Below are 13,610 nucleotides of genomic sequence, written 5' to 3' on the forward strand. Positions count from 1 at the left end.
CTCTCTTGCCCTGTTTGGCGTGCCTGTCAGTTGCTGGGCATTCACCCTTTTTTCTTTGGCGCATAGGCTACAGCAAACAGAAGTACAGCAAGGAGGGACTTCAGTTCATGAAACGACTCATCTCCGCGGGTCTTGCTGCCGGCCTGGCCGTCATGGCCGTCTTGACCGGATGCTCAAGTACCCCGGAAAAAATACGAATTGGCGAAGTGACGCGCTCTCTGTTCTACGCCCCCCAGTATGTAGCCATTGAAAAAGGTTTTTTCAAAGAAGAAGGGCTGGATGTCGAGCTTTCTACCATTCCCGGCGGAGACAAAGTCATGTCCGCGCTATTGTCTGACGGTATCGAGGTCGCGCTCGTCGGCTCTGAAACGAGCATTTACATCGCCCAGCAAGGAGCGGCAGATCCGGTCGTCAACTTCGCGCAACTGACACAGACAGACGGCACGTTCCTCGTCGCCCGCAACAAGCCAGACCATTTCTCCTTCGATCAGTTGAAAGGCAGCGTCTTCCTCGGCCAGCGCAAGGGCGGCATGCCGCAAATGGTCGGCGAGTACGTGCTCAAGCAGCACAACATCAATCCGCATAGCGACCTGACGCTCATCCAGAACATCGAATTCAAAAACATCGCGGCTGCCTTCGCCTCGGGAACCGGCGAATATGTACAGCTGTTCGAGCCGGAAGCATCCCGCTTTGAACAGGAAGGAATCGGGCACGTCGTCGCATCGTTCGGAAAAGAGAGCGGCACCGTACCCTACACCGTATTCATGGCGAAGCAAAGCTACATGGATAAACACGCGGCTACTATCCAGAAGTTTACCAATGCGATCTACAAAGGGCAACAATGGGTTGCCACCCACACGCCGAAGGAGACCGCCGAAGTCATCGCCAAATACTTCGATTCGATCCCGCCAGACATTCTGGAAAGCTCGGTGAAACGCTATCTGGAGCAAGGGTCCTACGCGACAGACCCGATCCTCGACGAAGAGGAGTGGAACCGGTTGCAGGACATCATGGACGAAGCGGGAGAGCTGAAGCAGCGCGCCGATTACGCGAAGCTGGTCAATACCACCTTCGCCAAAGCTGCCAAAGAAGGGAAGTAACCTGCGATGAGCCAGATCCCTTCGACGCCCGCAAAAATCGAACTCGGTCACGTGACCCATCTGTACCTGTCGGCAACCCGGGCATTCATGGCGGTCAGGGACATCAACCTGCGGGTGGAGGAAGGCGAGTTCATCTGTCTGGTAGGTCCCAGCGGCTGCGGAAAGACAACGCTGCTCTCGCTGATCGCAGGACTGGAGCAACCGACCGCAGGAGAGGTCCGGATCGACGGCCGCCCGGTCATAGGCGCATCGCGGCAGGTCGGATACATGCTGCAGCAGGATTACCTTTTCAACTGGCGTACGATTGAGGAAAACGTCTTTCTCGGTCTGGACATTCAAGGAATCCGCACAAAAGAAAACGAGGAGTACGCCCTCCATCTGCTGGAGGAAATGGAGCTGCTCGACGTGCGCAAATCATCGCCGATGCAATTGTCGGGCGGGATGAGACAGCGGGTCGCGCTCGTCCGCACGCTCGCCTGCCAGCCGGATGTGCTGCTCCTGGATGAACCGTTCTCTGCGCTGGATTATCAGACGAAGCTCAAGCTTGAAGACTTGATTTTCACGACTTTGCGCCGCCATAAAAAGACGGCCGTGCTCGTCACCCACGACCTTTCCGAGTCGATCGCGATGGGCGATCGGGTTTACATTCTCTCGCGCAATCCCGGTCGGATCAGCAGCGAGATCGTCGTTCCTGCCGCGATCCGCGAGGCCATTCCGTTCGACGCCCGCAACACGTCCGGCTTTCAGGACCTGTTCCACCGTGTCTGGAAAGAGATGGAGGTGGTCTTTGATGCAGCAAAAGGACATTGAAGCCGTTCATCGCCGCTACCTGAAGCAGGAAGCCAGGACGCGCTCGTGGGTGCTGTCGACCCAGCTCGCACTGTTCGTCGCCTTCATCGGGCTGTGGGAGCTGCTCTCGCGAACGAATGCGATCAACCCGCTCATTTTCAGCTACCCGTCCAAAATCGTGCACGAGTTTTGGGCGAGGCTGCTGGACGGCACCCTCCTTCCGCACGTCGGCATGACCGTCTGGGAGACGATCGTCGGCTTTCTCCTTGGCACGCTGATCGGAACCGTCATGGCCGCGATCATCTGGTGGTCGCCATTTCTCTCCCGCGTCCTCGAGCCGTACCTCGTCATCGCCAACAGCATGCCAAAGGTCGCGCTCGGGCCGGTCTTCATCGTCAGTTTCGGGCCGGGACTGTTCTCCGTCGTCGCCATGGGCTGCGCGATTTCGGTCATCATCACCACGATCAACATCTACGCCAGCTTCAAGGAAGTCAACCCGAACTACATCAAGGTCGTGCAAACCTTGGGCGGCAGCAAACGGCAGACCTTTTCCATGGTCATTTTGCCTGCTACCATCCCTACCATCCTCGCCACTTTGAAAGTGAACGTCGGCCTCTCCTGGGTAGGCGTCATCGTCGGAGAGTTTCTCGTCTCCCAGCAAGGGTTGGGGTATTTGATCATCTACGGATTCCAGGTCTTTAATTTTACCCTGGTCATGATGAGCCTCGCCATCATCGCTGTCGTGGCGACCCTGATGTACCAAGGCGTCGCGTATATGGAGCGGCGGCTCACCAGATCGTTTCAATAGATGGCTTCGCAAAGGGGTGCCGGCTCTGCTCGGGAGAGAGTCGGCACCCCTTTGCGTCTATGTGGCCCGCCTGGCGCAAACAGCGAGAAAAAAAGCCCGGCGCACAGGCTCGGGCAGATCATCGTCGCTATTTCCAAAACTTCCACCAGCTCTTTTTGGTTGCAGTGTCCGTCGGCTGGCTGTCCGCCACCTTTTGCGCCGCTGCCGCTTCCACTTCCTGAGCGCCTGGGACGCGCAGGAGGAAATGGTCTACCATCGGCTTGTATTTGTCCGGCAGATGCTCCTGCATGGTGCGCAGGATCGCGATGGCTTTCTCCTTTTGATCCGTGGCGATCAGGGCGTTCGCGTAGTTGAACCCTGCGTACGGGAAAGGGAATTCTGGCGACCAGTACTTCTCGCAAATCTGGATCAGCTGATAGACGTAGCCTGCTTGTCCCAGCTCGCCCGTCACCGTCATGACGATCTCGAACCGGTCTTTGGCCCCTTCGATCGCCTGCGTGTACCAATGCATCGCCTTGAGCAAATTTTCCTCGGTGAGCGCGAGCCGTGCCAGATGCAGCTGCGGCCGCCACGCCCCTTCTTTTTCCGCGAGAGCGGTCAGCCTCTGCTTCAGCTCTTCCTTCCTGCCCCCGGCGAGGAAGCTCTCGACGAACATATTCAATCCGTTCTCCTGGTTCGGGTCTTTGTGGAGTCCGGTATTTAACGTTTCAAACGCTTTGGCCTCGTCGCCTTCCAGCGCGTAAATCTTGGCCAGATTCGTACAAGCTGTGCCCGACGCCGGGAAGCGCTCCAGGCAGTTCATCAAGATCGCCTTCGCCCGGTCGAATTCCCGTGCCTGCATGTGCACGACAGCGCGGAACATGAGCGCTGACTCAATCGGACCGTACAGCTCCAAAAGCCTGTCTGCCGCTATGGCTGCCTGCTCGTGAAATTGCTCCTTCACCAATTCCATCGCGAAATCGCGAAGCTTTTCCTTGTTGTCCCAATACATCTCCAGGTTGTGCGGAATGACTTTTTTCTGGTAGTCCTCTCGGGACATATCGATGGTTTGACCAAACTCATTGGTAAACGTCACAAATTCAGACATGTAACAGCCTCGCTTTCATTTCCATCGCAGTAGTTTCAAGAAGCAGCAGCTTCCTGCATCAGATCCAAGCTTTCAAGTTTACTTTACGGATAAATTCCTCTACTGATTCCTTGACTGGTTCGTCATTGGTCTCATCCGCATCCTGCAAGCCGACCAGCTGGCGGAACAGCGCTTCGTTGCGCGTAGCCAGGGCAAAATCGAGCAAAGCCTCATGGGAAACCCGCTCTGCCTCTTCCTCCAGAAGCTTTGACTCCAGAGCGATGTCCTCTTCTACAACGGGAAACTGCTTATCTATTTTCGGAATCCGGACTACCCAGGCAAACGCACTATCGGGGTTGCGGTCGCGCGCGATCAAGTAACCGTATTCGCCCAAGGGCAAGCCTTGCTCAAAGGAGTCGGCAACAATGACGACGCGTTGTCCCAGCTTGAACATGAGCGTCAACTCCTAGAAAAGATTAATTCTAATCATACTAAATTGTATGTGTTCTTGGGAAGAGCAAACCAGCAGGATGGGCGTTTGCAAAAAAGTTTGTTGCTGCCGCGAAAATACGGTAAACTGCTGGTAGCAAACTATTTTGGGCAATCAAGTCATCAAAACGGGGTGCACGTGCATGTCGCAAATGTCCACAGGGTTCTCCCTGTTTATTGTCGGTTGGTCCATATTGCTTGTCGGGGTGATGGGGGTTGGCGGATATTTCATGTTCCGCAAGTTTTTGAAATCCATGCCCAAGTCCGACGGGAAATCCGATCTGGACTGGCAAGACTACTACATCGACCAGACCCGCTCCCTCTGGACGGAAGAAGGGCTTACGCTGCTCAATGAGCTGGTAGAGCCGGTTCCGCAGCTTTTCCGCGACGTGGCGAGGCGTTCCATCGCCGCGAAAATCGGACAACTGGCGCTGGAGGAAGGGGCGAATGCCATTACCATCGACCTGATCGTGAAAGGCTATATCGTTGCCACGCCCAAGCGCGATCACAAGTGGCTGATCGCTCATTTGCAAAACAAGCAAATCGACTACACCCGCTTCGAGCATTACCTGAACGCGGAGGGCTGACCGCACGCTCAACGAAAAAACAGCGACAGCCGAGGAATGAAGCATACATTCCCGGACTAGCGCTGTTTTTTCGTTCCGATCACGGTACCCACTGGAATCGCGGACACCAGTCGTACGGCCATCACCATTACCACAGAAGTCACAGCAGCCACAGCAGCTTTTTCAACAGCTAAACCGATTGATAAAGTCAGCTTCGCCGTTATCAGCGGCTTGCGAAACGGAGAAAGGGATGGCCTATCCGGCAGTCAAACTGCGTCCTTTTCATGCGATGACTCCCCCTCCTGTACTGCCGTAAATCTTGTACCCGATCACCAGGTCTTCTGCTATGATGAAGGAAAAAAAGCGAAAGCAGGGAGATTACATGCAAGCACTCGTCTCGCCACAATGGCTCAACGATCATTTGCACGACGATTCGATCGTTATCGTCGACTGCCGTTTCAATCTAAGCGTCCCGGAGGCCGGACAGGAAGCCTACCAGCAGGATCACATCCCCGGCGCTCTCTACTTTCATCTGAACCGCGATCTCTCCGGCCCGAAGCAGGCACACGGCGGACGACATCCGCTGCCGTCCGTAGAAGCATTCGCTGAGCGCCTGTCAGCGGCTGGCATTGATGAAAATACGACCGTCATCGCCTACGACGATCAGGAGATGGCTATGGCAGGCCGTCTCTGGTGGCTGCTTCGTTACTTCGGGCATGACAAGGTGGCCGTGCTGAACGGCGGATACGCTGCCTGGAAGCGGGCTGGCTATCCGGTGACTGCCGAGGTGCCCGCACCGCTCGCCCGCACGTTCACGCCGCAGTTGCGCCCGGAAATGCTCGTCGATATTTCCGGCGTACAGGAGCGAAGCCCGGAGACGGTGCTGCTCGACTCCCGCGCCGGCGAGCGTTACCGCGGCGAGGTTGAGCCGCTCGATCCGAAAGCTGGCCACATCCCCGGCGCGCTTTCTTTCTTTTACAAGGACAATCTCGGCTCCGATCTGACCATGCTGCCGGTCGAACAGCTGAAAGAGCGCATGGCACCGTTCGACGGCCTCGACGTCATCGTCTACTGCGGCTCCGGTGTGACTGCCTGCACGAACCTGCTCGCCCTGCACGCCGCCGGACGCCCGGATGCCAAGCTGTATGCGGGCAGCTGGAGCGACTGGAGCTCCTATGATCTGCCCGTCGCCGTCGGCCCTACGCCAGCTGACGAGATCAAAAAATGATCCGCGCCATCCGCCTCCTGCTCCACTTTGGCTATCAGGAGGCCATGTCCTGCCTGTTTCCGGTGTTCATTTTCGCTTCGCTGGCCATATCCAAATTCGTGGCGATACCCGGACTCGGGAGGTACGATCTTTTGCTGTTGCTGTGCCTGCTCTTTCAGGTGTTCATGGTAAAGAGCGGACTGGAGACAAAAGATGAGCTGAAAGTCATCACGGTCTTTCATCTGATCGGCCTTGCCCTCGAAATATTCAAAGTGCACATGGGCTCCTGGAGCTATCCGGAGGACGCCTGGAGCAAAGTATTCGGCGTCCCGCTCTACAGCGGATTCATGTACGCGAGTGTGGCGAGCTACCTGTGCCAAGCCTGGAGACGGCTTGAAGTCTCGCTGACCAGCTGGCCGCAGCAGTGGCTCGCCGTCTTGCTCGGCGCCGCCATCTACCTCAATTTTTTCACCCATCACTTCCTCGTCGATGTGCGCTGGGTGCTGATGATCGCCATTTTCCCCGTTTTCTGGCGTACGCGCGTCCACTTTCGCGTGGCAGGGGAAGGCTTGTGGATGCCGTTGCCGCTCGGGTACTTTCTCATCGGATTTTTTATCTGGATCGCGGAAAATATCGCCACGTTCTTCGGAGCCTGGTACTACCCCAACCAGCGCGACGGCTGGCAGATCGTCCATCTGAGCAAAATCAGCTCGTGGTATCTGCTCGTCATCGTCAGCTTCATCATCGTGACGCAGCTCAAGCATGTCAAAAGCCGGATTGCGGGCGGCAAATAGCCTGACCGCCTTTCGGACGTATTTTTACGGCACCCCAGCAAAGAAGGGCCTTCCCTGCCAAGCATGGGAAAGCCTTTTTTGCTATTCGCCTTTTCGGTGGTGCATGGGGCGAGGTTATCTATCGCGGCACCCCGATCAGGATAAGGCGGTGAATCCCGCCAGCCAGACACACCCCTGCCGTAACGAAGAAGGCGATGAAATACGAATGGTGCCAGTTGCCGATCATCCCCGCCAGGACAGGACTTAGCACCGCTCCTATGGACAGCACGGCAGAGTAAATGCTGAACGTGCTCCCGTACAGTTCGCGGGGCGAATGCACGGTCAACATCGTGGCAAGCGCAGGGAACAGCATGCCGAAGCACGCCCCGAGCAGGAACATCATGACGTGGAGCGGAATGGCTACGCCGATCGCCATCGCGTACAGCAAAAGGCTCAGGACTCCCATTCCCGCGAATATCCGCTGCTCGACCGATACTCGGTACAGCCAGAACTGGCTAAGGATGGCGAGCGCACCCAGCCCCTTCAAGCTGAACAGCACGCCGGTAACTGCCGGTGACAGTCCTTGCTTCTGGATGAGCAGCGGCACCTCGTAAATGATCGTGCCTTGCGCGTACATAATCGCAAAGCCCCCCAGGAACGCTGGATAGAGCAGCCGATTTTCCAGCACCGCCTTGATGCTTCCTTTGCCACCCAGGTAGACGCTGGCCGCGGCGCTATGCCCGGGGATCAGGCTTCCAGCCGCCACTCGCACGGGCAGAACAAGCCCGGCGAACACACCTGCCGTCAGCATGATGCAGCCGAGGATGATGAACGATTGGCTGTACCCGAACTGCACCGCCAGGAAGCTCCCGACCGCCGGAGACACGATGCCTGCCGAGGTCAGGACAAGCCCCTTTTTCCCCATGATCTGCCCTTGCTCCAACGTTGTCCGGCCCGTCTCCCCGAGCAGCGCCGAGCATGCCGGAGACACGAACGCCATCAAAAACCCGAGCATGAGCCGAAACAGAAAAAAGCCGACGGTATTTGTCACCACCCCTTGACCGATCAGCATGCAGCCTGCCAGGATGAGCCCCCCGGAGATAAACCATTTCTTTGGATACTTGTCCAAAAACGGGCCTGCCAGCAGGTTGCCGGTGAGATTGCTGATTGCGTACCCTCCCAGGACGAACCCGATCATTGCGGCGGACACTCCCAAAATGTTCAAATACGGCGCCAGTAACGGCGTCTGTGCATGCATGTCAAAGGCGACGAGAAACAACACGACAAACAGGAGAACCCTCAAGCCATTTTCCTCCTCTCTGCGGGCGTTGCAAGACTTTGTCCCATTATATGAGAGGAGTCGTCCAAATAGGATAACAAAACCATGTTAGAAGTTTCTGGAAAGCGCTTGCATTCATCCTTTATACTTTTGAGAGATGGGTGCAAAAAATAGAAACCCGCGCCTGTCAGAAAGGATGGTGCCTGTCTTGATCGTACTGGAAACCGAACGTCTGCGCCTGCGCTATCAAACGCTGGACGACGCAGCCTTTATCCTCGAACTGGTCAACGACCCGGCCTGGTTGCAGTATATCGGGGATCGCGGCGTCCGCACGCTGGAGGACGCCCGCGCCTATATTGCCAATGGGGCCATCCGCTCGTATGAACGCGACGGATTCGGCTTCTACCTCGTCGAACGCAAAGAAGACCGCACCTTGCTCGGGATGTGCGGTCTCGTAAGAAGAGAGGGGCTGGAAGACGTCGATATCGGCTACGCCTTCCTCCCTGCCTATCGGGGCAGAGGCTATGCGCATGAAGCTGCTTCCGCCGTCATGCAGTACGCCACACAGACGCTCGGCCTGTCTCGCGTAGTCGCCATCACGGCGCAGGACAACCATGCTTCCGGACGTTTGCTGGAAAAGCTCGGCCTGCGCTTCGAGCGGCTGATCCAGCTGCCGAACGCCCCTGAATGGCTGAAGCTGTTTGTCTACGATGCAGCCCAGGCCGAGAGCGACGCCAAGGTTTTGCGCTAGATGATGCGTCTATTGACGCGAAAAAGGACTCACCTGAATGCGTGAGTCCTCTTTCGTCCCGTTCGCTCTTGTTATGACAGGACGGATTTCAAGCCCAGCGAGCTTTCGTGGAACTTGATCGTGGAGTATTTTTCCATGGCGACCCGCAACTGGTACTCGCTCTCGAACAGCATGACAGGACGGCCGTAGCGGTCTGTCACGATCTTGTTTTTGAGCGCATCGATCGCGGCCTTGTCGCCTTCCAGCCAGCGGGCGATCTGGTACGGCATGCGCGTCAGTACGATGTCGACGCCGTATTCGGCCTTCAGCCGGTATTCCAGCACTTCAAACTGCAGCACCCCGACCACGCCAAGAATCAGCTCTTCCATCGGGTGCGTGCGGAACAGCTGCACCGTGCCTTCCTCCGTCAGCTGCATGATCCCTTTCTGGAACTGCTTGTGCTTCATCGCGTCTTTCACCATGACTTTGGAGAAAAACTCCGGAGAGAAGTGCGGCATTTCCTCATACTCGAACGATTTTCCCACACAGAGCGTGTCGCCGATCTGGAAAATGCCCGGATCGAACAGCCCGATCACATCACCCGCGTACGATTCCTCGACAATCTCGCGGTCCTGCGCCATGAATTGCACAGGCTGCGCCAGCTTGATGTCTTTGCCCAGACGCACGTGCTTCACGGTCATGCCGCGCTCGAACTTGCCGGAGCAAATGCGCAGGAACGCGATGCGGTCGCGGTGCGCCGGGTTCATGTTGGCCTGGATTTTGAAAATAAAGCCGGAGAACGCGTTTGTATACGGGTCGATCAGCCCGATGTTGCTCTTTTTCGGAGAAGGCGGCGGAGCCATCTGCAGGAAGTTGTCCAGGAAGGTCTGCACGCCGAAGTTGTTGATCGCGCTGCCGAAAAAGACCGGCGTCAGCTCCCCTTTGGCGATCAGCTCCTCGTTGTAATCGTCGCCAGCCACATCCAGCAGGGAAATCTCATCCTGCAGCTGCTGCCACAGGTCCTGTCCGACGCGCTCGCCGATCAGCGGATCTTCTGCGCCTTCGACAGGGAAGAACGAAATCTCCTCATGCTGCGAACCGTTCTGATACAGCTCCACGCGCGATTTCATCCGGTCGTACACGCCGGAAAAGGAGCTGCCCATGCCGATCGGCCAGTTCATCGGGTACGAACGGATGCCCAGCACGCGCTCGATCTCCTCCAGCAGCTCGAACGGGTCTTTCCCGTGGCGGTCCAGCTTGTTGACAAACGTAAAGATCGGAATCCCGCGCATTCTGCAAACCTTGAACAGCTTGATCGTCTGCGCCTCGACCCCTTTCGCCACGTCGATGATCATCACGGCAGCGTCCGCCGCGGTCAAAGTCCGATACGTATCTTCACTGAAGTCCTGGTGACCAGGCGTATCCAGAATGTTGATATGGTGGCCTTTGTATTCAAAGTCCATGGCCGAGGACGTGACGGAAATTCCCCGCTTCTTTTCGATCTCCATCCAGTCGGAGGTGGCGTGTTTGGAGTTTTTCCGCCCTTTGACCATCCCGGCCTCGCGGATCGCTCCGCCGTAGTAGAGCAGCTTTTCTGTCATCGTCGTTTTACCCGCGTCCGGGTGAGAGATGATGGCAAAGGTACGCCGTTTCGCTATTTCATTCTCCCATTGGGGATTGGTTGGACTCATCTTCATTCTCCTGTCATTCCAAATAAGTAGCCTCACGCTTTTCCTTACGATTATACCGACATTTTCGTCGTGCATCCACCTAGTATTTTTTCGCGAAATCGCTATAATGTGTAGAAGTAAAAATTTTTTGACTGTATACTTGGAAATACATACCACAACGATAACAGGAGGAACCCATGACGACCAATCTGGAAGCACGTTCAACCGCTTTTCGTGCGTACGTGAAAAAGATGTCGAGCTACAACCAGGCGCTTGCCGTTCTGCACTGGGACAAGGCGACCCAGGCTCCCCGCAAAGGGATGGAAGCCCGCTCCGAGGTCATCGGCACGCTGGCTGGCGAGCAATTCAAGCTGGCGACTGCCAAGGAAATGGAGAACTTTCTCGCAGAACTGAGCGAGCCGTCCGTTTTCGCGGAGCTGGACGAAATCACCCGCCACACCGTTCTCGAGTGCAAAAAGGAATTTGACCGCAACAAGCAGATTCCTGCGGAGCGGTACCAGGAATACGTCGTGCTGACCTCCCAGGCGGAGACGATCTGGGAAGAAGCACGCGAAAAAAATGATTTCGCCATGTTCCAGCCCTATTTGGAAAAAATCGTCGACTTCCAGCTGGAGTTCATCGAGTATTGGGGCCACGACGGCAAAAACAAGTACAACACGCTCCTCGACCTGTACGAGCCCGGGATGACTGTCGAACAGCTTGACGCGATCTTCGCTACGCTGCGCGAAAAAACCGTGAAGCTCGTCGCGGCCGTCGCCGAATCGCCGCACAAGCCCGACACCTCCTTCCTGAACAAGCATTTCCCTGTCGCTGAGCAGGAAGCCTTCAGCCGCTTCGTCTTAGAGCGCATCGGCTACGACTTCCAGGCAGGCCGCATGGACCGCAGCGTGCATCCGTTCTGCACTTCCTTCAACCCGGGTGACGTACGCATCACGACGCGCTACGACGAAAACGGGTTCAACTCGGCGCTGTTCAGCTGCATCCACGAAGCAGGGCACGCCATGTACGAGCAAAACATCAATCCGCAGCTGCTGTTTACCCCGCTCTGCGAAGGTACGTCCATGGGCATTCACGAGTCGCAATCCCGCTTCTGGGAGAACATGGTCGGACGCAGCCTGCCGTTCTGGAGGGGCCTGTACGGCGATTTGCAAAAAGCGTTCCCGTCCCAGTTCGACGGCGTCAGCGTCGAGGCGTTCTACCGCGCCATCAACGAAGTCACCCCTTCCTACATCCGCACGGAAGCAGACGAGCTCACCTACAACCTGCATGTCATGATCCGCTACGAGATTGAGAAAGGCCTGATCGACCGGACGCTCAAGGTCGCGGATTTGCCGGCGATCTGGAACGAGCGGATGAAAGAATACCTTGGCATCGAACCGCCGACAGACACGCTTGGTGTCCTGCAGGACGTCCACTGGTCCGGAGGCAGCTTCGGCTACTTCCCGACCTACTCGCTGGGCAACGTCTATGCCGCACAATTTGCCCACGTCATGCAGCAGGAAATCAGCGGTTACGAAGAGCTGATCGAAAAAGGCGAGTTTGCCCCGATCCGCCAGTGGCTGAAAGAGAAGATTCATCAGTACGGCAAAATGAAAAGCCCGCAGGAACTCGTGCAGGCGATCACCGGCGAAGGCACGAATGCGACGTATCTGATGAATTACCTCGAGAAAAAGTACACCTCGATCTACAAGCTGTAGCTGTCTGGCTGCGCCACATCTTTGCGTGGCAATGGAAAAAGCGTCCTTCTTGCAAGGGCGCTTTTTTGTGCAGGAAAGATTTTCATGCCGCTTGTGTCCAGACACCCCGGAACCGCCTGGGCGAGGGCTGGTACTTTGCCTGTGTGGACAGTCCTCCATCCGTCTGAAGTCCGGCGCTGCGAGCATCGTCGTCCTGCCGCTCTGTTTGGTATAAACGTTTTTGGGGCATTCTACTATTCTAACTTCCAGCAAGATAGTATCATTATCCATATATCCCAAAAAGTGAGGCGATACGAATGGAAAGAGGCGAAAAAGTCAGCATCACGGTAGAAACCACTGTTCATGCACCGGTAGAAAAAGTATGGGAATATTGGACGCAACCAGACCATATTACGAAATGGTCTTTTGCTTCCGATGACTGGCATGCGCCACATGCCGAGAACGACTTGCGGGTTGGCGGCGCATTTACGACCAGGCTGGAAGCAAAGGATGGCAGCTTCGGGTTTGACTTCGGTGGAGTCTATGACGAAATTCAAACACACGAATTGATTGCCTATACGCTTGGCGATGGAAGAAAAGTGACGATCACCTTCCATAGCCTGGGAAACGAGACGAAGATCGTTGAAGTGTTTGAAGCAGAATCCACTCATCCCATTGAGCAGCAGCAAGCAGGCTGGCAGGCGTTTCTGGACAATTTCAAAAAGTATATTGAACAATCCTGAAAACACCCATAAGCAGCGGATTTGCGCCGCACTGCGGAGGATGGGAGTGAATCTGCATTGGTACACTTTACGGAAAAATGGCTGCCGACCTACATCCGACGCGACCTCGCCGTCCTGTTTTGCGGGATCAACCCTGGCCGTGTGTCCGCTGCGGTCGGCTACCATTACGCCAATCCGGCCAACCTGTTTTGGCGAGGACTGCACGAGGGCGGCCTGACTCCCCGCCGTTTGGCACCGGAGGAAACGGCCCAACTGCTTGATTACAACTACGGGATTACCGACCTGGTATCGCGTCCGACCCGCTCCTCCTCCGATTTGCGGGAAGGAGACTTCGCAGCAGGCGCGGAGCAATTCGTGCAGATGATCCAAACGTATCGCCCCCGCGTCATCTGCTTTAACGGAATTACCGCCTTCCGCCATGCCACGGGGCAGAAAAAGGCCCCCGTCACGCTTGGCCTTCAGCCGCACCGGGCATTCGGCACAGAAGATTGGCCAGGCAGCTACCTGTTCGTCATTCCTTCCACAAGCGGTGCGAACGCATCGTACTCACGGGAAAAGCGGCTCGCGATGTTCGGGTAGCTCAGCCAGTTTTTACGCGAGCAAGGCTGGCACCCCCTCTCTTGAGTGTCACAACTCCTTTCTGCGCAGAAATCTGTAGTACAGACGTTTACACACTGCCGCAGGAGGGGAGAA

General features: G+C 56.3%; 14 protein-coding genes. 10 read left to right on the forward strand and 4 right to left on the reverse strand.

What is annotated here, in order from left to right; genetic code table 11:
* Positions 1-107: 107 nt before the first annotated feature.
* Genes ACFSO0_RS18810 through ACFSO0_RS18820 form a run of 3 tightly spaced genes read left to right on the forward strand, consistent with a single transcriptional unit; the run spans position 108 to position 2,697 of the window.
* On the forward strand, positions 108-1,100 hold the full coding sequence (locus tag ACFSO0_RS18810; RefSeq protein ID WP_376882985.1) for an ABC transporter substrate-binding protein: 993 nt from the start codon (positions 108-110) through the stop codon (positions 1,098-1,100).
* 6 nt (positions 1,101-1,106) lie between these two features.
* Entirely contained in the window at positions 1,107-1,910 is an 804-nt protein-coding gene (locus tag ACFSO0_RS18815; RefSeq protein WP_376882987.1) for an ABC transporter ATP-binding protein, read from the forward strand.
* Positions 1,891-2,697 carry an ABC transporter permease gene (locus ACFSO0_RS18820; RefSeq protein ID WP_376882990.1) on the forward strand — a complete coding sequence of 269 codons (807 nt, stop codon included), beginning with the start codon at positions 1,891-1,893 and terminating at the stop codon, positions 2,695-2,697. The genes ACFSO0_RS18815 and ACFSO0_RS18820 overlap by 20 nt, the downstream gene beginning before the upstream one ends.
* Before the next feature lie 127 nt (positions 2,698-2,824).
* Here the strand turns inward: ACFSO0_RS18820 and ACFSO0_RS18825 are convergent, their stop codons facing one another.
* Positions 2,825-3,784 (reverse strand): tetratricopeptide repeat protein, encoded by a 960-nt coding sequence (locus tag ACFSO0_RS18825; protein ID WP_376882992.1) that lies wholly within the window; start codon positions 3,782-3,784, stop codon positions 2,825-2,827.
* A 58-nt stretch (positions 3,785-3,842) separates the two neighbouring features.
* The gene (locus tag ACFSO0_RS18830) at positions 3,843-4,217 is read right to left on the reverse strand and encodes an ATPase (protein ID WP_376882995.1); all 375 of its coding nucleotides are present in this window, start codon (positions 4,215-4,217) and stop codon (positions 3,843-3,845) included.
* A 178-nt stretch (positions 4,218-4,395) separates the two neighbouring features.
* On the opposite strand from ACFSO0_RS18830, the gene ACFSO0_RS18835 reads away from it, so the two are divergent.
* From ACFSO0_RS18835 to ACFSO0_RS18845, 3 genes are all read left to right on the forward strand, one after another.
* Positions 4,396-4,839 carry a DUF2621 domain-containing protein gene (locus ACFSO0_RS18835; protein ID WP_376882997.1) on the forward strand — a complete coding sequence of 148 codons (444 nt, stop codon included), beginning with the start codon at positions 4,396-4,398 and terminating at the stop codon, positions 4,837-4,839.
* Between the two features lie 361 nt (positions 4,840-5,200).
* Positions 5,201-6,046 carry a sulfurtransferase gene (locus ACFSO0_RS18840; RefSeq protein ID WP_376882999.1) on the forward strand — a complete coding sequence of 282 codons (846 nt, stop codon included), beginning with the start codon at positions 5,201-5,203 and terminating at the stop codon, positions 6,044-6,046.
* Entirely contained in the window at positions 6,043-6,819 is a 777-nt protein-coding gene (locus tag ACFSO0_RS18845; protein WP_376883002.1) for a DUF817 domain-containing protein, read from the forward strand. Before ACFSO0_RS18840 ends, ACFSO0_RS18845 begins: the two co-directional genes overlap by 4 nt.
* Positions 6,820-6,937: 118 nt before the next feature.
* Here ACFSO0_RS18845 and ACFSO0_RS18850 read toward each other — a convergent pair whose 3' ends face one another.
* Positions 6,938-8,101 (reverse strand): MFS transporter, encoded by a 1,164-nt coding sequence (locus ACFSO0_RS18850; RefSeq protein WP_376883004.1) that lies wholly within the window; start codon positions 8,099-8,101, stop codon positions 6,938-6,940.
* Positions 8,102-8,285: 184 nt separating this feature from the next.
* Between ACFSO0_RS18850 and ACFSO0_RS18855 the strand changes: the two genes are divergently transcribed.
* Positions 8,286-8,828, forward strand: coding sequence for a GNAT family N-acetyltransferase (locus ACFSO0_RS18855; RefSeq protein WP_376883006.1), 543 nt, complete (start codon positions 8,286-8,288; stop codon positions 8,826-8,828).
* A 71-nt stretch (positions 8,829-8,899) separates the two neighbouring features.
* Here ACFSO0_RS18855 and ACFSO0_RS18860 read toward each other — a convergent pair whose 3' ends face one another.
* Entirely contained in the window at positions 8,900-10,498 is a 1,599-nt protein-coding gene (locus ACFSO0_RS18860; RefSeq protein ID WP_376883008.1) for a peptide chain release factor 3, read from the reverse strand.
* Positions 10,499-10,674: 176 nt separating this feature from the next.
* Here ACFSO0_RS18860 and ACFSO0_RS18865 point away from each other — a divergent pair, with 176 nt between their 5' ends.
* The 3 genes from ACFSO0_RS18865 (at position 10,675) to ACFSO0_RS18875 (ending at position 13,496) form a co-directional block, all read left to right on the forward strand.
* Positions 10,675-12,195: a carboxypeptidase M32 gene (locus ACFSO0_RS18865; RefSeq protein ID WP_376883011.1), complete on the forward strand. Its 1,521-nt coding sequence runs from the start codon at positions 10,675-10,677 to the stop codon at positions 12,193-12,195.
* Between the two features lie 296 nt (positions 12,196-12,491).
* Positions 12,492-12,917, forward strand: coding sequence for an SRPBCC family protein (locus tag ACFSO0_RS18870; RefSeq protein ID WP_376883014.1), 426 nt, complete (start codon positions 12,492-12,494; stop codon positions 12,915-12,917).
* 57 nt (positions 12,918-12,974) lie between these two features.
* Positions 12,975-13,496 carry a mismatch-specific DNA-glycosylase gene (locus tag ACFSO0_RS18875; protein ID WP_376883016.1) on the forward strand — a complete coding sequence of 174 codons (522 nt, stop codon included), beginning with the start codon at positions 12,975-12,977 and terminating at the stop codon, positions 13,494-13,496.
* Positions 13,497-13,610: the final 114 nt, after the last annotated feature.

Source organism: Brevibacillus sp. GCM10020057, from assembly GCF_042683565.1.
Taxonomy (GTDB): domain Bacteria; phylum Bacillota; class Bacilli; order Brevibacillales; family Brevibacillaceae; genus Brevibacillus.

Bases quoted from the DNA above. Each gene is read 5' to 3' on its own strand.
- ACFSO0_RS18810 (WP_376882985.1), top strand. From the start codon at position 108: ATGAAACGACTCATCTCCGCGGGTCTTGCTGCCGGCCTGGCCGTCATG.
- ACFSO0_RS18815 (WP_376882987.1), top strand. From the start codon at position 1,107: ATGAGCCAGATCCCTTCGACGCCCGCAAAAATCGAACTCGGTCACGTG.
- ACFSO0_RS18820 (WP_376882990.1), top strand. From the start codon at position 1,891: ATGCAGCAAAAGGACATTGAAGCCGTTCATCGCCGCTACCTGAAGCAG.
- ACFSO0_RS18825 (WP_376882992.1), bottom strand. From the start codon at position 3,784: ATGTCTGAATTTGTGACGTTTACCAATGAGTTTGGTCAAACCATCGAT.
- ACFSO0_RS18830 (WP_376882995.1), bottom strand. From the start codon at position 4,217: ATGTTCAAGCTGGGACAACGCGTCGTCATTGTTGCCGACTCCTTTGAG.
- ACFSO0_RS18835 (WP_376882997.1), top strand. From the start codon at position 4,396: ATGTCGCAAATGTCCACAGGGTTCTCCCTGTTTATTGTCGGTTGGTCC.
- ACFSO0_RS18840 (WP_376882999.1), top strand. From the start codon at position 5,201: ATGCAAGCACTCGTCTCGCCACAATGGCTCAACGATCATTTGCACGAC.
- ACFSO0_RS18845 (WP_376883002.1), top strand. From the start codon at position 6,043: ATGATCCGCGCCATCCGCCTCCTGCTCCACTTTGGCTATCAGGAGGCC.
- ACFSO0_RS18860 (WP_376883008.1), bottom strand. From the start codon at position 10,498: ATGAGTCCAACCAATCCCCAATGGGAGAATGAAATAGCGAAACGGCGT.
- ACFSO0_RS18865 (WP_376883011.1), top strand. From the start codon at position 10,675: ATGACGACCAATCTGGAAGCACGTTCAACCGCTTTTCGTGCGTACGTG.
- ACFSO0_RS18870 (WP_376883014.1), top strand. From the start codon at position 12,492: ATGGAAAGAGGCGAAAAAGTCAGCATCACGGTAGAAACCACTGTTCAT.